Annotated in this window: 19 protein-coding genes, 2 rRNA genes and 1 riboswitch (1 of these 22 cut by a window edge); of the genes, 13 read left to right on the top strand and 8 right to left on the bottom strand. The window is 61.6% G+C overall.

The window, feature by feature from the left end:
• The 6 genes from R2B70_RS16015 to R2B70_RS15990 all read left to right on the top strand — a co-directional run.
• Positions 1-2,374: ribosomal RNA gene (locus R2B70_RS16015) — 23S ribosomal RNA — on the top strand (it extends 515 nt beyond the left edge of the window).
• Positions 2,375-2,498: 124 nt separating this feature from the next.
• Positions 2,499-2,613 (top strand): 5S ribosomal RNA (rrf, locus tag R2B70_RS16010).
• Between the two features lie 290 nt (positions 2,614-2,903).
• Positions 2,904-3,356, top strand: a complete 453-nt coding sequence (locus R2B70_RS16005; RefSeq protein WP_042078267.1) for a pullulanase — start codon at positions 2,904-2,906, stop codon at positions 3,354-3,356.
• A 207-nt stretch (positions 3,357-3,563) separates the two neighbouring features.
• The gene (locus R2B70_RS16000) at positions 3,564-5,711 is read left to right on the top strand and encodes an adenosylcobalamin-dependent ribonucleoside-diphosphate reductase (protein WP_042078339.1); all 2,148 of its coding nucleotides are present in this window, start codon (positions 3,564-3,566) and stop codon (positions 5,709-5,711) included.
• Positions 5,712-5,720: 9 nt separating this feature from the next.
• A complete protein-coding gene (locus R2B70_RS15995) occupies positions 5,721-6,404 on the top strand; it encodes an NrdJb (protein ID WP_318161967.1) in 684 nt (227 codons plus the stop codon).
• Positions 6,405-6,610: 206 nt separating this feature from the next.
• Entirely contained in the window at positions 6,611-7,981 is a 1,371-nt protein-coding gene (locus tag R2B70_RS15990) for a PhoH family protein (protein ID WP_042078269.1), read from the top strand.
• A 69-nt stretch (positions 7,982-8,050) separates the two neighbouring features.
• Here the strand turns inward: R2B70_RS15990 and thiQ are convergent, their stop codons facing one another.
• The 3 genes from thiQ to thiB form a co-directional block, all read right to left on the bottom strand.
• Positions 8,051-8,755: a thiamine ABC transporter ATP-binding protein gene (gene thiQ, locus R2B70_RS15985; RefSeq protein ID WP_219142777.1), complete on the bottom strand. Its 705-nt coding sequence runs from the start codon at positions 8,753-8,755 to the stop codon at positions 8,051-8,053.
• 63 nt (positions 8,756-8,818) lie between these two features.
• Complete coding sequence (thiP, locus tag R2B70_RS15980) at positions 8,819-10,447, bottom strand: thiamine/thiamine pyrophosphate ABC transporter permease (RefSeq protein ID WP_318161966.1); 1,629 nt, start codon at positions 10,445-10,447, stop codon at positions 8,819-8,821.
• A complete protein-coding gene (gene thiB, locus R2B70_RS15975; RefSeq protein ID WP_318161965.1) occupies positions 10,423-11,403 on the bottom strand; it encodes a thiamine ABC transporter substrate binding subunit in 981 nt (326 codons plus the stop codon). The genes thiP and thiB overlap by 25 nt, the downstream gene beginning before the upstream one ends.
• A 99-nt stretch (positions 11,404-11,502) precedes the next feature.
• Positions 11,503-11,593, bottom strand: a riboswitch (TPP riboswitch).
• 91 nt (positions 11,594-11,684) lie between these two features.
• On the opposite strand from thiB, the gene R2B70_RS15970 reads away from it, so the two are divergent.
• Positions 11,685-11,975 carry a PilZ domain-containing protein gene (locus tag R2B70_RS15970; protein ID WP_042078273.1) on the top strand — a complete coding sequence of 97 codons (291 nt, stop codon included), beginning with the start codon at positions 11,685-11,687 and terminating at the stop codon, positions 11,973-11,975.
• An 87-nt stretch (positions 11,976-12,062) separates the two neighbouring features.
• Here the strand turns inward: R2B70_RS15970 and R2B70_RS15965 are convergent, their stop codons facing one another.
• From R2B70_RS15965 to leuA, 5 genes are all read right to left on the bottom strand, one after another.
• On the bottom strand, positions 12,063-12,992 hold the full coding sequence (locus R2B70_RS15965) for a transglutaminase domain-containing protein (RefSeq protein ID WP_318161964.1): 930 nt from the start codon (positions 12,990-12,992) through the stop codon (positions 12,063-12,065).
• A gap of 156 nt (positions 12,993-13,148) precedes the next feature.
• Positions 13,149-13,748 (bottom strand): 3-isopropylmalate dehydratase small subunit, encoded by a 600-nt coding sequence (leuD, locus tag R2B70_RS15960; protein WP_318161963.1) that lies wholly within the window; start codon positions 13,746-13,748, stop codon positions 13,149-13,151.
• A 99-nt stretch (positions 13,749-13,847) separates the two neighbouring features.
• Positions 13,848-15,245 (bottom strand): 3-isopropylmalate dehydratase large subunit, encoded by a 1,398-nt coding sequence (leuC, locus tag R2B70_RS15955; RefSeq protein ID WP_318161962.1) that lies wholly within the window; start codon positions 15,243-15,245, stop codon positions 13,848-13,850.
• Positions 15,246-15,272: 27 nt separating this feature from the next.
• Positions 15,273-16,358, bottom strand: a complete 1,086-nt coding sequence (gene leuB / locus R2B70_RS15950) for a 3-isopropylmalate dehydrogenase (RefSeq protein ID WP_318161961.1) — start codon at positions 16,356-16,358, stop codon at positions 15,273-15,275.
• 106 nt (positions 16,359-16,464) lie between these two features.
• Positions 16,465-18,027 carry a 2-isopropylmalate synthase gene (gene leuA, locus R2B70_RS15945; protein ID WP_318161960.1) on the bottom strand — a complete coding sequence of 521 codons (1,563 nt, stop codon included), beginning with the start codon at positions 18,025-18,027 and terminating at the stop codon, positions 16,465-16,467.
• A gap of 405 nt (positions 18,028-18,432) precedes the next feature.
• On the opposite strand from leuA, the gene R2B70_RS15940 reads away from it, so the two are divergent.
• The 6 genes from R2B70_RS15940 (at position 18,433) to ilvN (ending at position 23,580) form a co-directional block, all read left to right on the top strand.
• Complete coding sequence (locus R2B70_RS15940; RefSeq protein ID WP_042078279.1) at positions 18,433-19,056, top strand: TetR/AcrR family transcriptional regulator; 624 nt, start codon at positions 18,433-18,435, stop codon at positions 19,054-19,056.
• Positions 19,057-19,182: 126 nt separating this feature from the next.
• The gene (locus R2B70_RS15935; protein WP_042078280.1) at positions 19,183-19,686 is read left to right on the top strand and encodes a phosphatase PAP2 family protein; all 504 of its coding nucleotides are present in this window, start codon (positions 19,183-19,185) and stop codon (positions 19,684-19,686) included.
• Positions 19,683-20,789, top strand: a complete 1,107-nt coding sequence (locus R2B70_RS15930) for an MJ1255/VC2487 family glycosyltransferase (RefSeq protein ID WP_042078281.1) — start codon at positions 19,683-19,685, stop codon at positions 20,787-20,789. The genes R2B70_RS15935 and R2B70_RS15930 overlap by 4 nt, the downstream gene beginning before the upstream one ends.
• Positions 20,790-20,824: 35 nt before the next feature.
• Complete coding sequence (locus R2B70_RS15925) at positions 20,825-20,977, top strand: hypothetical protein (protein ID WP_084202933.1); 153 nt, start codon at positions 20,825-20,827, stop codon at positions 20,975-20,977.
• 390 nt (positions 20,978-21,367) lie between these two features.
• Positions 21,368-23,086, top strand: a complete 1,719-nt coding sequence (locus tag R2B70_RS15920) for an acetolactate synthase 3 large subunit (protein ID WP_042078282.1) — start codon at positions 21,368-21,370, stop codon at positions 23,084-23,086.
• Positions 23,086-23,580: an acetolactate synthase small subunit gene (gene ilvN, locus R2B70_RS15915; RefSeq protein ID WP_010673160.1), complete on the top strand. Its 495-nt coding sequence runs from the start codon at positions 23,086-23,088 to the stop codon at positions 23,578-23,580. Before R2B70_RS15920 ends, ilvN begins: the two co-directional genes overlap by 1 nt.
• The last annotated feature ends 410 nt before the right edge of the window (positions 23,581-23,990 follow it).

The following is a 23,990-nucleotide window of genomic DNA, read 5'->3' as shown; positions in this document are numbered from 1 at the left end:
CGTACAAGCAGTGGGAGCCCTTCGGGGTGACTGCGTACCTTTTGTATAATGGGTCAGCGACTTACATTTTGTAGCGAGGTTAACCGTATAGGGGAGCCGTAGGGAAACCGAGTCTTAACTGGGCGTCTAGTTGCAAGGTGTAGACCCGAAACCGGGTGATCTAGCCATGGGCAGGTTGAAGGTTGAGTAACATCAACTGGAGGACCGAACCCACTAACGTTGCAAAGTTAGGGGATGACCTGTGGCTGGGGGTGAAAGGCCAATCAAACTCGGAGATAGCTGGTTCTCCCCGAAAGCTATTTAGGTAGCGCCTCGGACGAATACTACTGGGGGTAGAGCACTGTTTGGGCTAGGGGGTCATCCCGACTTACCAACCCCATGCAAACTCCGAATACCAGTAAGTACTATCCGGGAGACACACGGCGGGTGCTAACGTCCGTCGTGAAGAGGGAAACAACCCAGACCGCCGGCTAAGGTCCCAAAGTTCTGGTTAAGTGGGAAACGATGTGGGAAGGCTCAGACAGCTAGGATGTTGGCTTAGAAGCAGCCATCATTTAAAGAAAGCGTAATAGCTCACTAGTCGAGTCGGCCTGCGCGGAAGATGTAACGGGGCTCAAACCAGGCACCGAAGCCGCGGATTCACACTAAGTGTGAGTGGTAGGGGAGCGTTCTGTAAGTCTGCGAAGGTGTGTCGAGAGGCATGCTGGAGATATCAGAAGTGCGAATGCTGACGTAAGTAACGATAAAGGGGGTGAAAAGCCTCCTCGCCGGAAGACCAAGGGTTCCTGTCCAACGTTAATCGGGGCAGGGTGAGTCGACCCCTAAGGCGAGGCCGAAAGGCGTAGTCGATGGGAAGCAGGTTAATATTCCTGCACGACTTGTAATTGCGATGGGGGGACGGAGAAGGCTAGGTGGGCCAGGCGACGGTTGTCCTGGTGAAAGTGCGTAGGTGGTGTTTCTAGGCAAATCCGGAGACACAACACTGAGACACGAGACGAACGCACCACGGTGCGGAAGCCATTGATGCCCTGCTTCCAGGAAAAGCCTCTAAGCTTCAGATTACAAGTCATCGTACCCCAAACCGACACAGGTGGTCGGGTAGAGAATACCAAGGCGCTTGAGAGAACTCGGGTGAAGGAACTAGGCAAAATAGAACCGTAACTTCGGGAGAAGGTTCGCTCTTGTTGGTGAAGTCCCTTGCGGATGGAGCTGACGGGAGTCGCAGTGACCAGATGGCTGGGACTGTTTATCAAAAACACAGCACTCTGCAAACACGAAAGTGGACGTATAGGGTGTGACACCTGCCCGGTGCCGGAAGGTTAATTGATGGGGTTAGCGCAAGCGAAGCTCTTGATCGAAGCCCCGGTAAACGGCGGCCGTAACTATAACGGTCCTAAGGTAGCGAAATTCCTTGTCGGGTAAGTTCCGACCTGCACGAATGGTGTAACCATGGCCATGCTGTCTCCACCCGAGACTCAGTGAAATCGAATTCGCCGTGAAGATGCGGTGTACCCGCGGCTAGACGGAAAGACCCCGTGAACCTTTACTACAGCTTGGCACTGAACATTGAACCTACATGTGTAGGATAGGTGGGAGGCTTTGAAGGCGTGACGCCAGTTGCGCTGGAGCCGTCCTTGAAATACCACCCTTGTATGTTTGATGTTCTAACGCAGGGCCCTGAATCGGGCTCGCGGACAGTGCCTGGTGGGTAGTTTGACTGGGGCGGTCTCCTCCCAAAGAGTAACGGAGGAGCACGAAGGTTGGCTAATCCTGGTCGGACATCAGGAGGTTAGTGCAATGGCATAAGCCAGCTTAACTGCGAGACGGACAGGTCGAGCAGGTACGAAAGTAGGTCATAGTGATCCGGTGGTTCTGAATGGAAGGGCCATCGCTCAACGGATAAAAGGTACTCCGGGGATAACAGGCTGATACCGCCCAAGAGTTCATATCGACGGCGGTGTTTGGCACCTCGATGTCGGCTCATCACATCCTGGGGCTGAAGTCGGTCCCAAGGGTATGGCTGTTCGCCATTTAAAGTGGTACGCGAGCTGGGTTCAGAACGTCGTGAGACAGTTCGGTCCCTATCTGCCGTGGGCGTTGGATGATTGAAGGGAGTTGCTCCTAGTACGAGAGGACCGGAGTGAACGAACCTCTGGTGTTCGGGTTGTCACGCCAGTGGCACTGCCCGGTAGCTAAGTTCGGAATCGATAACCGCTGAAAGCATCTAAGCGGGAAGCGAGCCCTGAGATGAGTCATCCCTGACCCCTTGAGGGTCCTAAAGGGCCGTTGGAGACCACAACGTTGATAGGTGGGGTGTGTAAGCGCGGCGACGTGTTGAGCTAACCCATACTAATTACCCGTGAGGCTTAACCATACAACACCCAAGAAGTGTTCGAAGACTTGTAGCAAGTGCATGAACTACTTACAAATTCAGTGGTAATGACAAAGCAAACTAGCCGAGTTGTTATTCACGTCAGCTTTCTGGATTGAAGAATTTGCCTGGCGGCAATAGCGCAGTGGAACCACCTGACCCCATGCCGAACTCAGAAGTGAAACGCTGTAGCGCCGATGGTAGTGTGGCATTCGCCATGCGAGAGTAGGACACTGCCAGGCACCCAACACGAAAAACCCCGCTCATTTGAGCGGGGTTTTTTATTGTTTCAGAATCAGCCAGATTGGCTGGTCTTGGCCCTTCGCACTCCCCATCACTCTTGCTGCGTACCATCTGCGATCCAATAACCTACCTGGTTTTCTGTTCGATATTTATCCATTGACGCCGTGTGCTGGATATAAAAAGCACAGAATGTGATACCCCTACCTTTCTTGCCGGTCCCGCTCTGCTTTAATTCGTCTGCCCACATTCGATTGGGCCAAGGAATCACAATAATATGAGGAATGGACACATGTTCAAAAGAACAGTAACGATGATGCTGGCGGCGGGAACCCTGGTATTAGGCGGTTGCGCATCCAATGGTGGTGCAGAGCAGGCAGCGGCGGACAACAGCGACTTCGGCGGCAAGTCCATCTACCTTCGTGGTGAGATGAACGACTGGATGGCGACCGATGAGAGCAAGGTGGTCAAGGTTGCCGACAAGCTCTACATGGCCAAGGGCACACTCAAGAAAGAGTGGGCTCCTTACAAGTTCAAGTTTGCCGACTCCGGCTGGAGCTGCGGCACCAACTTCGGTTACAAGAGCCCGAGCGATGGCGTTGCCGTGCTCGGCGGGGAACCTGTACCGGTCAACCCGTGCTCCAAGTATGAGGACATGAAGTTCTCACCGGATGCGGATGGCGTCTACGAGTTCTATCTGAATATGGCTGGTGAGACACCGAGCGTATACGTCAAGAAACCCTGAGATAGCCCTTCGCGTTAAATCTCTCGGGAATTGAACCGGTTGAATGCCCTGGCCCAGAAATCTGCTGGCCGGGGCATTTTTTTAGGATAGAATCTGCGCCCTTATCACGACAGAATTACTATATATTGTGTTTGTGGTGTAAATGTTCACTATTAGTAGTGTTTTTGACATCGAGATGCTGCTGCATTCATATGAGGTTGATTGAACATGGCCAAATCCATCCCTGTGCTGGAGGGGGTCACCGCCGCCCGCCAGATCCCCCTGCAGGAGACGTCCCTCGAGATCTGGGACAGCAAGTATCGCCTCAAGAGCAAGGACGGTACGCCCATCGACGGCTCCATCGACGAGACCTACCAGCGGGTCGCCCGTGCCTTGGCGGCGCAAGAGCGTGAACCTGACGCCTGGTATGAGCCCTTTCTCTGGGCCCTGCGCAACGGCGCCATCCCGGCGGGCCGCATCACCTCCAACGCCGGCGCCTTCGAGCACAAGCCGGCGACCTCCACCATCAACTGCACCGTGTCCGGCACCATTGAAGATTCGATGGACGATATTCTCGGCAAGGTGCACGAGGCGGGGCTGACCCTGAAGGCGGGTTGCGGCATCGGTTACGACTTCTCGACCCTGCGACCGCGCGGAGCCTTCGTCTCGGGAGCGGGGGCCTATACCTCGGGGCCGCTCTCCTTCATGGATATCTACGACAAGATGTGTTTCACCGTCTCCTCTGCCGGTGGTCGTCGTGGCGCCCAGATGGGCACCATGGATATCCGTCATCCCGACGTGGTCGAATTCATCCAGGCCAAGCGGGAGGATGGTCGCCTGCGCCAGTTCAACCTCTCCCTGCTCATCACCGAAGAGTTCGTGAACGCGGTGAAGGCGGATGCCCCCTGGCAACTGATCTTCCCCTACACCGCCAAGGAGGTGGAGCAGGACGGCATCGCGCTGGATGACCCCGCGAGAGTGATCTGGGCGGACTGGCCCAACAAGGAGGGGGTGGTCATCAACGAGCTGGGCCAGGTGGCCTGCAAGGTCTACAAGACCCTGCCTGCGCGCAAGCTCTGGAACGTCATCATGACCTCCACCTACGACTATGCGGAGCCCGGCTTCATCCTGATCGACAAGGTCAACGAGATGAACAACAACTGGTTCTGCGAGGAGATCCGTGCCACCAACCCCTGCGGCGAACAGCCCCTGCCGCCCTATGGCGCCTGTCTGCTCGGCTCGGTCAATCTGACCACCTTCGTGCGTGACCCCTTTACCGAACAGGCAGCCTTCGACTGGCCCGCGTTTCGCAAGGTGGTGGCCATCTTCACCCGCATGCTCGACAACGTGGTGGAGATCAACCAGCTGCCCTTGCCTCAGCAACGCGAGGAGATCCTCAGCAAGCGCCGCCATGGCATGGGCTTCCTCGGCCTGGGCTCGACCCTCACCATGCTGCGGCTCACATACGGCTCCGCGGCTTCCATCGCCTTCACCGAGCAGGTCTCCCAGGAGCTGGCCATGACCGGCTGGCAGGAGTCTCTGCGTCTGGCGAAGGAGAAGGGCCCGGCGCCCATCATGGAGCAGGAGTTCGAGGTGACCGGCAAGATGCTGCGCCTGCGCCCCGAGATGGCGGCGGACGGCATCAAGCTCGGCGACAAGGTGAAGGGCAAGGTGCTGCACGCCCGCTACAGCCGCTACATGCAGCAGGTGGCCGAGGTGGATCCCGCCCTGGTGGCCGAGCTGGCCGAGGTGGGCGGGCGTTTCACCCACCACAGCAGCATAGCGCCGACCGGAACCATTTCCCTGTCGCTGGCCAACAACGCCAGCAACGGCATAGAGCCGAGCTTCGCCCACCACTACAGCCGCAACGTCATCAAGCCGGGCAAGAAGAGCAAGGAGAGTGTGGACGTCTACTCCTTTGAGCTGCTCGCCTATCGCGAGCTGGTGAACCCGGGGGCCATGCCCTATGGGGAGGATGAGGGGAGCCGGTTGCCGGATTACTTCATCACCGCCGACGACATCAGCCCGACCGGGCACGTGGACATCCAGGCCGCCGCCCAGCGCTGGATTGACTCCTCCATCTCCAAGACCGCCAACGTGCCGACCGATTTCCCGTTCGAGCAGTTCAAGGATATCTATCTCTATGCCTCGGACTCGGGCCTCAAGGGCTGCACCACCTTCCGCTTCAACCCCGAGGCCTTCCAGGGGGTGCTGGTGAAGGAGCAGGATCTGGAGAACACTCAGTACGAGTTCACCCTGGAGGATGGCTCCGTCATCACGGCGAAAGGGAACGAAGAGATCGAATACGATGGCGAGCTGCACACCGCCGCCAACCTCTACGACGCCTTGAAAGAAGGCTATTACGGCAAATTCTGAGAACGACACATGGTCAAGAAGATCGACAGGAAAATCGTCGCCTACAAGGTGAAAACCAGGGATGAGCCGCAAGAAGCGCCGGCCCCCAAGGATGACGTGGTGCATATGCACGAGACGGTGCTGCGCCCTGAGCGGCTGATGGGCACCACCTACAAGCTGAAGACGCCGGAGCATGTCTCCGAGCACTCGCTGTTCATCACCATCAACGACATCATTCTCAACGAGGGCACGGTGCACGAGACGCGCCGTCCGTTCGAGATCTTCATCAACTCCAAGAGCCTGGAACACTACCAGTGGATAGTGGCGCTGACCCGCATCATCTCGGCGGTGTTTCGCAAGGGGGGGGATGTCACCTTCCTGGTGGAGGAGCTGAGGTCCGTGTTCGATCCCAAGGGGGGCTACTGGAACAAGGGCAAGTACGTGCCGTCGCTGATTGCCGAGATTGGCAACGTGATCGAAACCCACCTCACCGAGATCGGCATGCTCAAGGTGCCCGGGCTGGACGAGCACCAGCAGGCGTTTCTGGCCGAGAAGCAGGCGGAACTGCAGGCACAGCAACAGGCAGAAGAACAGCAGGCGGGCAGCGGTTTCCCGCCCGGTGCGGCGCTCTGCTACAAGTGCCACACCAAGGCGCTGGTGCTGAAGGATGGCTGCATGACCTGCCTCAACTGCGGCGATTCCAAGTGCGGTTGAGCCGCTGACAGCGAGAGAAGGCCGGCGCAATGCCGGCCTTTTCATTGCCGCTTTTATGTTCGAACGACGCCTATGGCGGCAGCGATTTGTTGCGTGCTGGTAAATTCGGGCGTAGCGTTGGGGGTAATAAAACTGTCACGGCCGTGTGGTTTCAATGACATCTGAGATTCACACACGTGGCACCTTCAGTGCCAAGGAGGATGCTTATGGACAACACGGACCGAAAGCTGTTTATCCTGGATACCAACGTTCTGCTTCACGAACCCCTCGCCATCTACTCCTTCAAAGAGCACGACGTGCTCATCCCCATGACGGTGCTGGAAGAGCTCGACAACATAAAGGATCGCCACAAGGACGTCAGCCGCGATGCCCGCATCGCCATCCGCGCGCTGGAGGACGTATTCCGTGACGCGACCCCCGAGCAAATAGTGCAAGGGGTAGCGCTGGCCGGTGAGGCGAGCGGCCATATCTCCATCTTCAGCGATCACCATCTGCCCCAGGATGCCGAGGTGTTCACCGACAAGGAGGCGGACAACCGCATCATCAACGCCGCCCTCTACCTGCAAAAACACGAGATGAAGCGCCAGGTGGTGCTGGTCACCAAAGACATCAACATGCGCCTCAAGGCCAAGGGGGCGGGACTTGCCCATGTGGAGGACTATCGCAGCGACCAGCTGATCGATGACATCCGTCTGCTGGCCAAGGGCTTCCAGGTGGTGCCCGGCAGCTTCTGGGAGCGGGTCGGCGAGTGCGACAGCGAGACCCATGGTCGCGATACGGTCCACGTCATCGACGCCAATCTGCTGGAGGGCGTGCACGTCAACCAGTACCTGCTGGACGAGGAGAACTTCTTTGCAGCCAGGGTGCTGAGCCACGACGGCAACAAGATCCGCCTGAAAGATCTCGGCCGCGAGCGGTTGATGTCCCGCAAGGCCTGGGGGGTGCACCCCAAGAACGTCTATCAGGGCATGGCGCTGGATGCCCTGCTGGATCCGCACATCGACCTGGTGATCCTGACCGGCCCGGCAGGCTGCGGCAAGACCCTGCTCGCCATGGCGGCGGCCCTTGAGCTGGTGATCGAGAAGGGGATCTACGAGAAGGTGATCGTCACCCGCAATACCCCGGAGATCGCCGAGAGTATCGGCTTCCTGCCCGGCACCGAGGAGGAGAAGATGATGCCCTGGCTGGCGGCGGTGACCGACACCCTGGAAGTGCTGCACAAGCAGGACGAGAACATGAGCGGGTCCCTGAGTTACATCATGGAGAAGGCCAATATCCAGTTCAAATCGGTCAACTTCATGCGCGGGCGCAGCATCCAGAACACCTTCGTGCTGCTGGACGAGTGCCAGAACCTGACCGCGTCCCAGATCAAGACCATCATCACCCGCTGCGGCGAGGGGACCAAGATCGTCTGCTCCGGCAACCTGGCCCAGATCGACTCCAACTACCTGAGCCCGGTGACCTCGGGTCTCACCTACATAGTCGAGCGTTTCAAGGACTTCGACGGCAGTGCCAACATCTTCCTGAACGGGGTGGTGCGCAGCCGGCTCGCCTCCTTCGCCGAGGAAAATCTCTGATTTAACGTAATCTCTGCATGAGAAAGGGGAAGCCGTCCGGCTTCCCCTTTTTTGATCCCCTTGGCCTCGTTATCCCTGCGCGCGACCTAGGTAGCGCAGCAGCCCCGGGTGATCGCTGTTTTGCAGTATGTCTGGAGTCCCCTGCAAGGCGATGCGCCCCTCGTCCACGAACAGTACCTGATCGGCAATCAGCTGGGCATCCTCAGGGTTGTGGGACACCATCAGCACCGTGATGCCCTGCTCGCAGGCGAGACGGGCGACTTCCGCCAGCATCTCCCGGCGCAGGGCGGGATCGAGCGCCGAGAAGGGCTCGTCCAGCAGCAGCAGGGGCTTGCCCCGCACCAGGGCGCGGGCAAGCCCGACCCGCTGCTGCTGGCCGCCGGAGAGCTGCTCAGGCAGGCGGCTCAGCATCTCGCCAAGACCGACCCGTCCGGCCGCATCGATCACCTGTGCCCGCTGGGCGGCACTCAGCCGCAGGCCGGGGTGCAGGCCGATAGCGATATTGTCGAATACCGACAGGTGCAGGAAGAGGTTGTGATCCTGGAACAGGGTGGTGACCGGGCGCTCGGCGGGGCCGAGCGGCAGCAGATCCTGGCCATCGAAGGCGAGGGTGCCGGACTCCACCGGGACGAAGCCCGCTATCATACCGAGCAGGGTGGACTTGCCGGCGCCGCTCGGACCGATGAGGGCGGTGATCTCTCCCCTGGGCAGGGTGGCGGTAAAGCTGACCCGCCAATCCGGGTAGCTGGTGATCAGCTCGTCAATGATCAGCATGCTTTCCTCCCGTCTTTCGTTCCACCAGCCAGAACGTAAGACATGGGAACACGGGACTGGGTATCAATGATCGACATTTCTTCCTCCTAGCCCCCGCTCCACCAGCCAGAACAGGGAGAAGCAGAGGGTGAGCAGCAGCAGGGCGGTGGCGGCCGCCTCGGTCAGCCGGTAGCTGCCGAGCTGCTGGTAGAGCAGCCAGGGCAGGGTGGTGAGGGTCTGGCTGCCGAACATGGCGATGGCGCCTAGATCCCCGAGGGACAGTATCATCGAGAGGGCCATGGCGAGCGCCAGCGGACGGCGCAGCAGGGGCCACTCCACCAGACGCAGGCGATGCAGGCCGCGCACCCCCAGGCTGTCCGCCAGCCGATCGTACTGGCGCACCACCAGCTGCATGGGGGCGCTCAAGGTACGCAGCACATAGGGCAGCGCCATCAGGGCGTTGACCAGCACCACCAGCCAGGGTCCCAGGGCGAAGACATCGGTGAACGGCATAAACAGGATAAAGAGGCCCGTGGAGAGCACCACCGCCGGGATCATCAGGATCATGGAGCCGCTGGCCTCCCACAGGGCGGCGGCCCGCCGCTTGCGATCCCGCACCCTCAGGTGACGGCTGGTGATCAGCAGGCCGGCGCCGAGCAGGGTCGCCAGGGAGCCGGCGGCGAGGGCGAGCATGAGCGACTGGCCCCCCGCCTGCCACAGCTGGTGTGACCCCAGCGCCGTCAGCAGGCCGGGATTGAACCCGGCGACGACGATGGCCAGCAGCGGCGGCAGGAAGATGGCAAGGCCGAGGCCGAGCGCGGCCAGATCCACCCAGAGGGTGCCCGCCTGGTGGCGATCCGGCCTCAGGCAGGGGCGGCGACTCTCGCTCCGGCTGGCCGGGGTGGTCTGCAACTTGTGCTGCAGCAGGAGCAGGACCAGGGTCAGCAGCAGCTGCACCAGGGCGAGTCCGCCGGCGGTGGCGAGATCGAAGTCAAAGCGCAGGGCCTGGTAGACGGCCACCTCCAGGGTGGTGGACTTGGGACCGCCGCCGAGGGCCAGCACTGTGGTGAAGCTGGTGAAGCAGAGCATGAAGATGAGGCTGGCCAGCCCCGGCAGTATGGCGCGGATGAGCGGCCACTCCAGCAGGCGGAAGATATGTGAGGAGCGCATGCCGAGCTGGCTGGCGAGGCGCCAGGATGACTCGGGGATGCTCTCTATGCTCTGCAGGATGAGACGTGCGGCCAGCGGCATGTTGAAGAAAACGTGGGCCAGCAGTATGCCGAACAGGCCGTACAGATAGTTGCCTGGATCCAGGCCCAGGCCCTGCAGCAGTTGCGGCAGCCACCCCTGGCGGCCGTGTACCGCCACCATGCCGAAGATGGCGATGATGACGGGCAGCACCAGGGAGAGGCCGAACAATTTCAGCAGCAGGCGGCGGCCGCGAAAACGGCGCCGCGCCAGGGCTCGCGCCACCGGGATGGCGATACCTAAGCTCAGCAGGGTGGAGAGCAGGGCCTGCCAGAGGCTGAAGCCCAGCACGTGGCGCAGGTAGGGATCGGCCATCAGGGTGCGGGGCGACAGGGTGCCGGCCTGCCACAGCAGGGCCACGAGCGGCCCCAGAGACAACAGCAGGATCAGGCTGGTGGCCGCACTGCCGGGCAGCCACCAGAGCGGGCGAGCGTGAGGTCTCACTGGGTGACGGCTTGCAGCCATTCGCGGATCCACCCCTTGCGGTTGGCGGCCACCTCATCGGCAGTGAAGGCGAGCGGCCTGGTAACGGTGATCATTTGCTCGAAACCCTTGGGCAGCGCCACGTCTGTCACCGGATACATCCAGTTGCCGGAGGGGATCTCGTTCTGGAAGGCGGGGCTGACCATGAACTGCAGGAACTGGTCCGCCAGCTTGTCCTGTTTGGTGCCCTTGAGCTTGGCGGCTACCTCCACCTGGCGATAGTGCCCCTCCTCGAACGCGGCAGCCCGGTACTGGGGCTTGTTCTCGGCGATCAGGTGATAGGCGGGGGAGGTGGTGTAGGAGAGCACCATGTCCGCCTCGCCATCGAGGAACATGCCGTAGGCCTCGGACCACCCCTTGGTGACGGTGACTGTCTTCTTGGCCAGCTGCGCCCAGGCGGCGGGTGCCTGGTCGCCATAGACGGACTTCATCCACAGCATCAGCCCCTGACCCGGGGTGGAGGTGCGGGGATCCTGGTAGATCACCTTGAGATCGGGGCGCTCCACCAGCTCCTTCAGGCTCTTGGGAGGCTGCTTGAGCTTGCCGCCGTCGTAGACGAAGGCGAAGTAGCCGTAGTCATAGGGGACGAAGATGTCGTCCTGCCAGCCACCGGGCACCTTGAGGGTGGCGAGTTCGGTCTTGTGGGGGGCGAACAGGCCGCTCTGCTTGGCTTCGCTGATGAGGGCATCGTCCAGCCCCAGCACCAGGTCGGCCTTGCTGTGCTGCCCTTCCAGCCGCAGCCGGTTGAGGATGGCGACGCCGTCTTCCAGCGCCACCAGGTTGAGGGTACAGCCGCACTCCTTCTCGAACGCTGGCTTGATCTTGGGACCCGGTCCCCATTCGGCGGCGAAGGAGCCGTAGGTGTAGACGGTGAGGGTGTCGGCGGCAAACGCCTGGGCAGAGAGCAGGCCGGTGGCGAGCAACAGCAAGGTCTTCATCAATGGCACTCCTGTGGGTCCTGAGGTGCCATGGGCAGCGGGCTGCTCATCGATGGCACGTCTCGTGTGGTGAGGGCCAGCGGATGAGGGCGCAAAAACGCGCGCCATGCCTCAAATTCCTCCGCCAGCATTATCTGGATCAGGTTCACGGGTATAATCTCAGCGGTAAACCGCACCCCGTTTGAGCAACACTCCGCATTGTATTGGCGTTCCTGGGGGGAGGCCAGCACTATGTTTCACGGGCCGCATCGTGCGCGCCACCACCGAGGAGGAAGCCCCAAGTGATTACCAGCACCAAGGAAAGACGAGCCTTCCAGCGCATGGTCATCAATGCCCCCGTCACCCTGTTCCAGCATGAACAGGTGCTGGAGGGGATCTGCCGGGATCTCAGCGCCAACGGCATGGGCGTCGAGGTGAATGAACACGGGTTCGATCCGGAGCAGCCCATCCGGGTGAGCCTGGCCACCAGCAGCAACCTGCTGCCCCCCTTCGAGGCCCAGGCCCGCATCGTGCGGGTGCTGGAGGAGGAGGATGGCCTCCTGCTGGCCCTGGAGTTCCAATCCCTGGCCTGAGGCGCCTGCCTCATCCTGCCCCCGTCATCGGCCAACCCCGTGCTGGCCGGTTTCCCCTGTTAACGTCAATGCCCGCGGGCAGATGCCTCACTGGCTGGCCAGCACCGGCTGTACGCTCAGCTGCCCGCTGTCGACCAGAACCCGGCTGGCGGGGGCGAGCTGGCCCATGGGGAGCTGGGCCGGGCCGGTCGGCTCCATCAGCAGATAGGTTTCACCCTCGTGGCTCAGGGTGGCATCCCCGGGCCCGGCCGGCAGGGCCACCCCCAGCAGGGCATGACCCGGCACGAACACCATGGCCTGCTTCAGTTCGGGGAAGAGCTGGGCAAGCAGGGCGGCCATCAGGGTCACCTTGCTGTCGCAATCCCCCCGGTTCTGCTCCAGCACCTGGCGCGGGCTTAAAAAGCCCTTGCCCGAGCGCCCCGACTGGCTGTCGAGCAGCTGATAGGGAATGGCCTGGATGAAGTCGAGGATGTACACCACCGTCTTCTGGCGCGCCTCGGTCTCCGTGGTGCCCTGCTGCTTGAGCTGATCGGCGAGCGGCGCCAGCTCGGACCGGCTCTCCAGGGCGATGCGCACATGATCCTGCTTGATGGCGGGGGCGCCGTCGGGAGTGGTGAACGGCTGGAAATAGTGTTGCTTGAGCCACTCCTGCTCCAGCCTGGCCTGCTCCGGCTTGACCCATTGGGAGGCTTCCCTCGCCTTGTCGGCGTTGCGGCTCTTGAGGCTCAGGGTCATGCCGGGGCGGACGAGGGAGAACTGCACCTCGGGAAATTCGGTGGCGGCCTGTTGCAGCAGGCGCTGCAACACTTCCTCCTGCATGCGGGCCGGGCGATAGGCGATGAGGGGTGGCAGCTTGCCCGGCTCCAGCCGGTAACCGAGCTGCTGCGCCTGGCCCTCCCTGTCCTGCCAGTCGACGCTGAGCAGGCCCCCATTGTTGCCAAAATGGGTCTGTCCTGCTCTGGCCGGCAGGGCAAGCAGCAGGCTGAGCAGCAGGGGGAGGGGGCGTCTCTTCATCATGCCTTCCTGAGCGGTGAACCCCAGTGGCGGGGTGGAAAATAGAACAGGGAGCCTGGGCTCCCTGTGGATTCTACTCGTTTTATGGCACCGGGTGCGTCAGGTCCCGTTCGGTTGTCTCACCTTGTCACGAAGGCACTTATGCCGGTCTTGAGCCCGTCAGATCCAGCTCGGCTGCTTCGCCTCGAAGGCACTGATGGCGGCCTCGTGCTGCAGGGTCAGGCCGATGGCATCCAGCCCGTTGAGCAGGCAGTAGCGGCGGAACTCGTCGATCTCGAAGCCGAACGTGAGGCTGCCTGCGCGCACCTGGTTGGCCTCCAGATCCACTTCGATCTCGATGCCCGGTTGGGCGGCGACGAGCTGGAACAGGGCCTCGACCTCCTCCTCCTTCAGACGCACCGGCACCATGCCGTTGTTGATGGCGTTGCCGTAGAAGATGTCGGCAAAGCTCGGGGCGATCATGGTCTTGAAGCCGTAGTCCGCCAGCGCCCAGGGGGCGTGCTCGCGGCTCGAGCCGCAGCCGAAGTTCTCGCGGGCCAGCAGGATGCTGGCACCGGCGAATTGCGGCTGGTTCAGCACGAACTCGGGGTTGGGCTGCTCCCCTGCATCGTCCAGGAAGCGCCAGTCGTGGAACAGGTGCTTGCCAAAGCCGATGCGGTTCACCTTCTGCAGGAACTGCTTGGGAATGATGGCGTCGGTGTCGACGTTGGCGCTGTCGAGGGGGACGACGATCCCTTTATGCTGTTTGAAACCTGTCATGTACGTTCCCTCTTACAGTGCACGAATGTCGGCGAAGATGATGTCGGTGACGGCGAAGGGCCGTCCGTGTTGTTTGAATGCTTTCATCCTCAACCCCTCTTACAGCGCGCGAATGTCGGCGAAACGGCCGGTGACGGCGGCGGCGGCAGCCATGGCCGGGCTCACCAGGTGGGTGCGGCCGGCGCGGCCCTGGCGCCCTTCGAAGTTGCGGTTGCTGGTGGAGGCGCAGCGCTCCCCCGGTTGCAGCCGGTCGTTGTTCATGGCCAGACACATGGAGCAGCCGGGCAAACGCCACTCAAAGCCTGCCTCGATGAAGATCTTGTCCAGCCCCTCGGCTTCGGCCTGGGCCTTCACCTGCTCGGAGCCCGGCACCACCAGGGCCTGTACCCCGGCGGCGACCTTGCGGCCACGGGCGATGGCGGCGGCAGCGCGCAGATCCTCGATGCGGCTGTTGGTGCACGAACCGATGAACACCTTGTCGATGGCGACGTCGGAGAGCTTCTGGCCTGGTTGCAGGTCCATGTAGGCGAGGGCCTTGCGGGCGGACTGCTGCTCTACCGGGTCGGTGAAGGATTCCGGCGCCGGGATGGGCTCATTGACGGCGATGACCTGGCCCGGGTTGGTGCCCCAGGTGACCTGAGGGGCGATGTCGGCGGCGTCCAGCACCACTTCGGCGTCGAACTTGGCATCGGCATCGCTCTTGAGGGTTTGCCAGTAGGCGATGGCCTGCTCCAGCACCTCGCCCTTGGGAGCGAACTCCTTGCCGCGGATGTAGTCGATGGTGGTCTGGTCGGGGGCAATCATCCCTGCCTTGGCGCCGAGCTCGATGGCCATGTTGCACACCGTCATGCGCCCTTCCATGGTGAGCCCTTCGATGGCCTCACCGGCGAACTCCACCACATAGCCGGTCCCGCCAGCGTGGCCGACCTTGCCGATAATGGCCAGCACCACATCCTTGGCGCTGATGCCTTCGGCCAGCTTGCCGTTGACCGAGATCCGCATGGTCCTGGCGCGACCCTGTTTCAGGGTCTGGGTGGCCATCACGTGCTCCACTTCGGAGGTGCCGATGCCGAACGCGAGCGACCCGAAGGCGCCGTGGGTGGCGGTGTGGGAGTCACCGCAGACGATGGTGGTGCCGGGCAAGGTGATGCCGAGCTCGGGACCCATCACGTGGACTATGCCCTGGTATTTGTGGTTCAGGTCATAGAGCCGGACCCCGAACTCCTTGCAGTTGGCGGCCAAGGTCTCCATCTGGATGCGGGCCATCTCGCCGGAGGCGGCGATGTCCTTGGTGGTGGTGGAGACGTTGTGATCCATGGTGGCCCAGGTCAGATCCGGGCGACGCAGCCGGCGGTTCATGGCCCGCAGGCCGTCGAACGCCTGCGGGCTGGTCACTTCATGCACCAGGTGGCGGTCGATGTAGATGAGGGGGGTTTCCCCTTCCACTTCCCGCACCACGTGGGCGTCGAACACTTTCTGATAGAGGGTCTTGGACATTGCTCTCTTCCTTGTTATCTGGTGGCGTCAGATGCGCGCGGCGATCTGGCTGCCCATGTCGGCGGTGCTCTGCACCGGGTGCTTGGCGCTCGCCTGGTGCAGGTCGGCGGTGAAGTAACCTTCTGCCAGCGTCTGGGCCACGGCCTGCTCGATGGCCTGGGCGGCGGCCTCCTGGCCGAGGCTGTAGCGCAGCATCAGGGCGGCGGAGAGGATCTGGGCGATGGGGTTTGCGATCCCCTTGCCGGCGATGTCCGGGGCGGAGCCGCCGGCCGGCTCGAACAGGCCGAAGCCGGATTCGTTCAGGCTGGCGGAGGGGAGCAGGCCCATGGAGCCGGTGATCATGGCGCACTCGTCGGAGAGGATGTCACCGAACAGGTTGGAGCAGAGCAGCACGTCGAACTGGGACGGATCCTTGATGAGCTGCATGGTGGCGTTGTCGATATACATATGGTTCAGTTCGACGTCGGGATAACCCTTGGCGACCTCGTTTACCACCTCGCGCCACAGGATGGAGGAGGCGAGCACGTTGGCCTTGTCGATGGAGGTGACCCTGGCCTTGCGCACCCGGGCCGATTCAAACGCTATCTTGGCGATGCGCTCGATCTCGAAGCGGTGGTACACCTCGGTGTCGAAGGCTTTCTCGGTGGCCCCTTCACCCTCGCGCCCCTTGGGCTGGCCGAAGTAGATGCCGCCGGTCAGCTCGCGCACGCAGGCGATGTCGAAGCCGCGATCCGAGATGTCGGCACGCAGGGGGGAGAACTGCTCCAGACCTGTGTAGATGCGGGCCGGGCGCAGGTTGCAGAACAGTTTGAAGTGGGCACGCAGGGGCAGCAGGGCACCGCGCTCCGGCTGATCGTTGGGGGGCAGGTGCTCCCACTTGGGGCCGCCCACCGACCCGAACAGCACCGCATCGGCCGCTTCGCAGCCTTTGATCGTGCTCTGGGGCAGCGGTGTGCCGTGATTGTCGATGGCGATGCCACCCACGTCGTGACGGTCATAGTCGAGGGAGAAGCCGAATTTGGTCTGCACCTTTCCCAGTACCTTGATGGCCTCTGCCATCACTTCCGGGCCAATGCCGTCACCCGGCAATACCGCGATCCGATAACTGCTCATACTCTCTCCGTCTTGATAGTGTTATTCCATTTCATCTGCGAGGCCCGGATGCTGCCCGGGCGGCTGTCGCTTTGATGTTGTGCTGTCATCTCGTCCGGCGGCGGGCTCAGACGGTTTCCGATCTGATGGTGTGGTTGCGTTCCATCTGCTCGGCCACCTGATCCGCGCGCCAGATGCTGTTGATCACGTGGACCAAGGCCTGGGCCGAGGATTCGATGATGTCGGTGGCCAGCCCCATGCCGTGGAACTTGCGCCCCTTGTACTCGGCGACTATGTCCACCTGGCCGAGGGCGTTCTTGCCCTCGCCCTTGCCCTTGAGTTCGTATTTGTCGATGCGGATGTCGTAGCCGGTGATGCGATTGATGCACTGGTAGACCGCATCCACCGGGCCGTTGCCGGTGGCCGCCTCGCACACCAGATCCTGGCCTACCTTCAGTTTCACCGAGGCGGTGGCCAGCACCGAGCTGCCGCTCTGCACCCCGAGGTACTCCAGCTTGAAGTGCTCGGGCTCCTCGTGGATCTGGCTGAAGAAGGCCAGCGCCTCGAGATCGTAATCGAACACCTGGCCCTTCTTGTCCGCCAGCACCAGGAACTTGCCGTAGAGATCATCGAGGTCGTAGCTGCTCTCGGCGTAGCCCATGGACTCCATGCGGTGCTTGATCACGTGGCGGCCGGAGCGGGAGGTCATGTTGAGGTTGTTCTGGGTGAGACCGATGCTCTCGGGGGTGATGATTTCGTAGGTGTTCTTTGCTTTGAGCACCCCATCCTGATGGATGCCGGAGCTGTGGGAGAAGGCGTTGGCGCCGACGATGGCCTTGTTGGGCTGCACCGGCATGTTGCAAATTTGACTGACGAGCGTGCTGGTGCGGTGGATCTCGCTGTGGCGGATGTTGGTGTGGACCCCGAGCAGGTCGGCGCGGGTCTTCAGGATCATCGCCACCTCTTCCAGGGAGCAGTTGCCCGCCCGCTCGCCGATGCCGTTGATGGTGCACTCGATCTGGCGGGCCCCCATCTGCACGGCGCCGATGGAGTTCGCCACCGAGAGGCCCAGATCGTCGTGGCAGTGCACCGAGATGATGGCCTTGTCGATGTTGGGTACCCGGTTGAACAGGGTGTGGATGATGCCGGAAAATTCGGTCGGCACCGTGTAGCCCACGGTGTCCGGAATGTTGATGGTGCGGGCGCCGGCCTTGATGGCGGCCTCCACCATGCGGCAGAGGTTGTCAATCGGTGTACGACCCGCATCCTCGCAGGAGAACTCCACGTCGTCGGTGTAGCGCAGGGCGTGCTTGATGGCGCCGACCCCCATCTCCAGCACGTCCTCGAAGCTCTTCTTCAGCTTGCTCTCCACGTGGATGGAGGAGGTGGAGATAAAGGTGTGGATGCGAAACGCCTCGGCCACTTTCAAGGCCTCGCCGGCGGCGTCGATGTCTTTTTGCAGGGCGCGAGCCAGGGCGCAGACCCGGCTGTTCTTGATGTGGCGGGCTATGGTTTGCACCGATTGAAAATCGCCGGGGGAGGAGACGGGGAAACCCACTTCCATGATGTCGACACCGAGCCGTTCCAGCGCCTGGGCAATCTGCAGCTTCTCCTTGACCGTCAAGCTGGCCGACAGCGCCTGCTCGCCATCACGCAAGGTGGTATCGAATATGATGACTCGATCTGACATGTGACTTCCCTCTTCCTAAGTTCGGTGCGTGCATCCTGCATGGCATAAAAAAACCCGTGCGGGGTGCACGGGTTTCTGTAAATTCCGGCTATGCCTTAGCCCGGCTACAAGGATCCCGCGCGAGGAGTCGCGATTAGGGAGAGCAGTAGTAGCGGGGCGGCAATACGCATGATGACTCAATCCTTCCAGTCGATAACGCTACTACCAATATCGAGATTTTTATGCTGTGTCAACCTGAACGGACAGGTTCAATTCACTGGGTTATTTAATCGGATTGTAAAGGAGTGCAAATTCTCTTGTCCCATATTCGGTTCATGCCTGATTATCTGGTCATTCCTGCTGTACTCGATCACCCGCACAATCAGATCGACTTATCAGCCCTTGCTGAATTATCTGAGGTATTCCATGGAAAAACGCAGACCTGGCCGTCCGGTCGGACGTTCCGACATTCGTGACAAGCTGCTTGCCGCCGCACGCGAACGTTTTCTCAACACCCCTTACAGCAAGGTGACGACCCGCGAGATTGCCGAGTTGGCCGGTTCCAATCTGGCGATGATCCACTACTACTTCGGCAGCAAGGAAGGCCTCTACAAGGCGGTGCTGGGGGATGTGGCCGAGCCGCTGGATCAGGCCTGGCACGACGAGAGCAGCAATCGCAGCCTGACCGATCTGCTCAACACCTATTACCAGGTGATGGCGCCGAACAGCGAGCTGACCTCCGCCATCTCCAGCGCATTGTCGACCGAGAAGAGCCCGGGGCGGGATTTTGTGCTGAACCGTCTACTGGAACGCCAGCTTCCCCAGTTCGATGCCCTGCTCGATACCATGCGTTCCAACGGCCAGCTGGCGGACAACCTGGATCCCGAGATGCTGAAGATCTCCTTCCTCAGCATGATGTGGCAGCCGTTCGTGATGAAGGATCTCTACGAGCAGGTGTTCGGTCTGACCGTGGACGAGAGCTTCATGAGCCGCTTGGCGGCCCACAACTGCCAGTTGATGGAGAACGGTCTGCGCGGTTCCCTGAACTGAGGTGTGCCGGAAATCGATGAAAACAGGGCCGCAGGGCCCTTTTTTCATCGATCTGTTATTTGAACGTCAATGAAGTGTCACGCCGCTCCCCTAGTCTGCATCCAAGACTCAAGGGAAGGGGGCGTGATGAACAAGATCCAGCAATGGGACCTGCGGGTGTGCCGTGTCTGCCTGCTCCATCCCTACAACCGGCCGCAGGCCAGTATCAGCCGGTTCGTCTCCCGTACCGGCGACGGTCCCCTCTATGGGGTACTGGCGGCCCTGCTCTGGTGGCAGGGAGAGAGCGGGCGAGCCGTGGTGCAGACGGCGCTGTGGGCCTTTGCCCTCGAGCTGCCGCTCTACCTGCTGCTCAAGAATGCCCTGAGGCGCCAGCGCCCGGCGGGCCTGCCTGTCTTCATCACTCCCTCCGATCGCTACAGCCTGCCATCCGGTCACACGGCGGCGGCCTTCCTGATGGCGACCGTGCTGGCCGCGGGCTTCCCAGGCTGGGCTCCATGGCTGTTCGTCTGGGCGACGCTGGTGGGCGCCTCCCGCCTGCTGCTCGGGGTGCATTATCTCAGCGATCTGGTGGCCGGTGCCCTGCTCGGCGGCGGTTGCGCCCTCTGGGCGCTCGGCTGGAGCCAGGGATGAGAATACTGTTCGGGGTGCAGGGGACCGGCAACGGCCACATCAGTCGCAGCCGTACGCTGGCCAGGGCGCTGAAAGCCAGGGGGATCGAGGTCGACTACCTGTTCAGCGGCCGTGCCGCCGACGGCTACTTCGAGATGGGGGAATTCGGGGACTATCGCACCTTTCCCGGTATCACCTTCGCCAGCCATCAGGGGCGCATCTCGGGCTGGCGTACCCTCAAGGGTCTCTCGCCCCTGCGTTTCTGGCAGGATCTGCACGCCCTCGACTGCCGCGACTACGATCTCGTCATCAGCGACTTCGAGCCGATCACGGCCCATGCCGCCCGGCGTTGGGGCAAGCCCAGCCTCACCATCAGCCATCAGGCCAGCTTCGACTGGCCCATTCCGCGTTGGGGAGAGAGCCGCTTCAATCACCAGCTGATGCGTCATTTCGCACCGGTGAGCCGGTCACTCGGCCTGCACTGGTTTCACTTCGGCCAGCCCCTGCTGCCGCCCATCATAGATCCTCTGGCGCCGACCCCAGACAACCAGCAGATCCTGGTCTATCTGCCGTTCGAGCAGACCGAGGCCATCGCGGCCCTGCTGTCGCGTTTCAGCCAGCAGCGCTTCGTCTGCTTTCATCCGGCCATTCGCAGTGCCAGCCAGTGGCGCAACATCCGCTTCGAGCCCCAGGCGAGGGAGGGGTTCAAACAGGCGCTGGCGGGTTGCCGCGGCGTCATCAGCAATGCGGGGTTCGAGCTGGCGTCCGAAGCCTTGTCGCTGGGCAAGAAACTGCTGGTCAAACCCCTGGTCGGCCAGTTCGAGCAGTTGACCAACGGCAGGACCCTGGAACTGATGGGGCTGGCCCAGCTGATGGAGGCGCTGGATGCCAATGGGGTGAGAGCCTGGCTGGATGCGCCAGCCCCCGGCAGGGTGTGCTATCCCGATGTGGCGGGGGAGCTGGCCGACTGGTTGGCCGCAGGGGCGGTGGAAGAAACCGAGTCACTCTCCCGCCGGTTGTGGGCCCGCACCCTCTTCCCGGAGGAGGTGTGCGATCGGCTCAGCGAATTGGCGGGCAACCCCCTGGCGCGACCCTGGTTATCCCAACTCAGCGCCTTTGACTAAACTGAGTTGATCCCATCACGGAGAGGACGGACAACATGCGCTTTACCAATGAAAACGGCGACACCATGACCCTGGCGGACAATCTGACGCTGCACGAGCTGATCGACATGGGCGTCAGCATCTCGGTCTGCGAAGAGACGGACCCAGATCAGCAGATCTGGCTGGCGGAGCCCGAAGACGAGCAGTGAAACTGACCTGTCTTTGACGGCCCACCCCCTGGGGGGGGGCCGTTTCTTTTGGTCTCTTCGCAGATTGGCAGCATGATCCTCTGGTTTGCTCCCCATACACCCCTCTTTGTTGCAGGTCGTCTGACCAAGTCACTGAATGTTAATGGCTGTTTGAAATTTCTGACTGTTCTCGCCAGACAAAGCCGTGGACAAGCGTTCACGGGCGGGTTAAGTTGGTTTTTCACCCGCTTTTCGGGTGAATGATGGAAAACCCCTACTTTTCTACTATCGACGGCTCCGAACTCGCCAGATCTGCCTGCAGACAACAACAAGACTCGGATCGGCGCTGCCGGGAAGCAGCGGACTGTCGATAGCTTTCGCTTAACGGAGCAAAGCCTGGAGGGCTTTATCATGGAGATGTTATCAGGCGCCCAGATGGTGGTTAGAGCGCTGGAAGATCAGGGAGTTGAGCACGTATTCGGCTACCCTGGTGGCTCAGTGCTCGACATCTATGACGCTCTCTTCGAAAACGGCAAGATGGAGCACGTCCTGGTGCGGCACGAGCAGGCCGCGGTACACATGGCGGACGGTTACGCCCGCTCCACCGGCAAGGTGGGCACTGTGCTGGTGACCTCGGGTCCCGGCGCCACCAACTGCATCACGGGCATCGCGACCGCCTACATGGACTCCATTCCCCTGGTGATCCTGTCCGGCCAGGTGCCGACCAGCATGATCGGGGAGGATGCGTTCCAGGAGACCGACATGATCGGGATCTCCCGCCCGGTGGTGAAGCACAGCTTCCTGTGCAAGAAAGCCAGCGACATTCCCGAGGCCATCAAGAAGGCCTACTACATCGCCGCCAGTGGCCGCCCGGGGCCCGTGGTGGTGGATCTGCCCAAAGACGTGCAGAATCCGAAAGAGAAGTTCCCCTATCAGTATCCCGAGTCCGTTTCCCTGCGTTCCTACAACCCGACCAAGGCCGGACACAAGGGCCAGATCAAGCGTGCCGCCAAGCTGCTGACCGAGGCGAGCCGTCCGGTGATGTACGTGGGCGGCGGCGCCATCAACGCCAATGCGGATCACCTGGTGACCAAGCTGGCGGAGCAGCTGAACCTGCCGGTGACCACCACCCTGATGGGGCTTGGCGCCTTCCCCGGTACCCACCCGCAGTTCATCGGCATGCTCGGCATGCACGGCACCTTCGAAGCGAACAAGAGTATGCACAACGCAGACCTCATCTTCGCCGTGGGAGCCCGCTTCGACGACCGCGTCACCAACAACGTGGCCAAGTTCTGCCCCAATGCCACCGTGGTGCACATCGACATCGATCCCACCTCCATCTCCAAGACGGTGCAGGCCCACGTGCCCATCGTCGGCTCGGTGGATACCGTGCTGGAGCAGATGCTGGAAGTGATCCGCGAGTGCGGCTTCGACAACGACAAGCAGGTGCTGGCGGACTGGTGGAGCCAGATCGATCAGTGGCGTTCCCGCCACTGCCTGGCCTACGAGACCCATCCCACCCTGATCAAGCCGCAGCAGGTCATCGAGGCGCTCTACAAGGTGACCAAGGGGGAGGCCTTCGTCGCCTCCGACGTGGGCCAGCACCAGATGTTCGCCGCCCTCTACTACCCGTTTGCCAAGCCGCGCCAGTGGATCAACTCAGGGGGCCTCGGCACCATGGGCTTCGGCATCCCGGCCGCCATGGGCGCCCAGTTTGCCAATCCGGATGCGGTGGTCTGCTGCGTCACCGGCGACGGCTCGGTGCAGATGAACATCCAGGAGCTCTCCACCTGCATGCAGTACGGGGTGCCCATCAAGATCATCTCCATCAACAACCGTGCGCTGGGCATGGTCAAGCAGTGGCAGAAGATGTTCTACGGCGGCCGTCACAGCCACTCCTACATGGAATCCCTGCCGGACTTCGTCAAGCTGGCGGAAGCCTATGGTCACGTCGGCATGGCGGTGAGCGATCCCGCCGAGCTGGAGAGTGCCATGGAGAAGGCCTTCGCCATGAAGGACAGGCTGGTGTTCATGGATATCTCGGTTGACCCGGACGAGCACGTCTATCCAATGCAGATAAAGTTCGGCGCCATGGACGAGATGTGGCTGAGCAAGACGGAGAGAACCTGATGAGACACATCATTTCAGTACTGCTGGAGAACGAATCCGGCGCCCTGAGCCGCGTGGTGGGCCTCTTCTCCCAGCGCGGCTACAACATCGAGACCCTGACGGTGGCCCCCACCGAGGATCCCACCCTGTCTCGCATGACCATCGTCACCATGGGGGACGAGCGGGTGCTGGAGCAGATCCAGAAGCAGTTGCACAAGCTGGTGGACGTGCTCAAGGTGTGCGACTTGAGCGAAGGGGAGCACATCGAGCGGGAGATCGCCCTGGTGAAAGCCCGCGCCGCCGGCGGGGCCCGTGACGAGCTGAAACGGCTGGCGGACATCTTCCGCGGCCAGATCGTGGACGTCACCCCCGAGCTCTACACGGTGCAGCTCGTCGGAACCAGCGAGAAGCTGGACGCCTTCATCAAGACCGCCGCCCAGACCAACGAGATCATCGAAGTGGTGCGTTCCGGCGTCTGCGGCATCTCCCGGGCGGACAAGTCACTGCGCCCCTGATCGGGAATCCGGTCCGATAGTATTCCAAAGGGCTCCTCGGAGCCCTTTGTCATGTCTGCCCCGGGCGTATCCTTCGGCCTGGCGAGTCCTCCCTGTTGCCCGAGAGGGGCATGCCTCGGCGTCATGCCCAAGAGGGGGCTGAGCGAATCTGTCATTTTCTTTCAAATGATCGGTAAACTATCCACAAAAGCTGTGGAAAACTCTGTAGATTAGCGGTGTTTCTGGCGTTAGTAGCTTGATCTTAAAGAGGTATTTCAAGTTGATCCCGGCTGGATCGCATTTGCGCAATCCTCTGGCGAGGGTGTGAGTGTTTGCTTATCGTCCGCGCCTTGCGGCAGGGGCTATGGGGATCCGCCCTTGGATCCCGGCGGGATCCTTTCCTGATCTTGCCGATCAACAGATCTTCCACC

Source organism: Aeromonas sp. XH, from assembly GCF_033348475.1.
Taxonomy (GTDB): Bacteria; Pseudomonadota; Gammaproteobacteria; order Enterobacterales; family Aeromonadaceae; genus Aeromonas; species Aeromonas sanarellii.
Note: the sequence above shows the minus strand (reverse complement) of the source record. Positions and strands in the feature narration are given on the sequence as shown.

Excerpts from the sequence above, each read along its gene's own strand:
- leuA (WP_318161960.1), bottom strand. The coding sequence starts at position 18,027 with ATGTCAGATCGAGTCATCATATTCGATACCACCTTGCGTGATGGCGAG.
- R2B70_RS15995 (WP_318161967.1), top strand. The coding sequence starts at position 5,721 with ATGGTCAAGAAGATCGACAGGAAAATCGTCGCCTACAAGGTGAAAACC.
- thiP (WP_318161966.1), bottom strand. The coding sequence starts at position 10,447 with ATGGCTGCAAGCCGTCACCCAGTGAGACCTCACGCTCGCCCGCTCTGG.
- R2B70_RS15940 (WP_042078279.1), top strand. The coding sequence starts at position 18,433 with ATGGAAAAACGCAGACCTGGCCGTCCGGTCGGACGTTCCGACATTCGT.
- R2B70_RS15920 (WP_042078282.1), top strand. The coding sequence starts at position 21,368 with ATGGAGATGTTATCAGGCGCCCAGATGGTGGTTAGAGCGCTGGAAGAT.
- R2B70_RS15930 (WP_042078281.1), top strand. The coding sequence starts at position 19,683 with ATGAGAATACTGTTCGGGGTGCAGGGGACCGGCAACGGCCACATCAGT.
- leuB (WP_318161961.1), bottom strand. The coding sequence starts at position 16,358 with ATGAGCAGTTATCGGATCGCGGTATTGCCGGGTGACGGCATTGGCCCG.
- ilvN (WP_010673160.1), top strand. The coding sequence starts at position 23,086 with ATGAGACACATCATTTCAGTACTGCTGGAGAACGAATCCGGCGCCCTG.
- thiB (WP_318161965.1), bottom strand. The coding sequence starts at position 11,403 with ATGAAGACCTTGCTGTTGCTCGCCACCGGCCTGCTCTCTGCCCAGGCG.
- R2B70_RS16005 (WP_042078267.1), top strand. The coding sequence starts at position 2,904 with ATGTTCAAAAGAACAGTAACGATGATGCTGGCGGCGGGAACCCTGGTA.
- leuD (WP_318161963.1), bottom strand. The coding sequence starts at position 13,748 with ATGACAGGTTTCAAACAGCATAAAGGGATCGTCGTCCCCCTCGACAGC.
- R2B70_RS15990 (WP_042078269.1), top strand. The coding sequence starts at position 6,611 with ATGGACAACACGGACCGAAAGCTGTTTATCCTGGATACCAACGTTCTG.
- R2B70_RS16000 (WP_042078339.1), top strand. The coding sequence starts at position 3,564 with ATGGCCAAATCCATCCCTGTGCTGGAGGGGGTCACCGCCGCCCGCCAG.
- R2B70_RS15935 (WP_042078280.1), top strand. The coding sequence starts at position 19,183 with ATGAACAAGATCCAGCAATGGGACCTGCGGGTGTGCCGTGTCTGCCTG.
- thiQ (WP_219142777.1), bottom strand. The coding sequence starts at position 8,755 with ATGCTGATCATTGACGAGCTGATCACCAGCTACCCGGATTGGCGGGTC.
- R2B70_RS15965 (WP_318161964.1), bottom strand. The coding sequence starts at position 12,992 with ATGATGAAGAGACGCCCCCTCCCCCTGCTGCTCAGCCTGCTGCTTGCC.
- R2B70_RS15925 (WP_084202933.1), top strand. The coding sequence starts at position 20,825 with ATGCGCTTTACCAATGAAAACGGCGACACCATGACCCTGGCGGACAAT.
- leuC (WP_318161962.1), bottom strand. The coding sequence starts at position 15,245 with ATGTCCAAGACCCTCTATCAGAAAGTGTTCGACGCCCACGTGGTGCGG.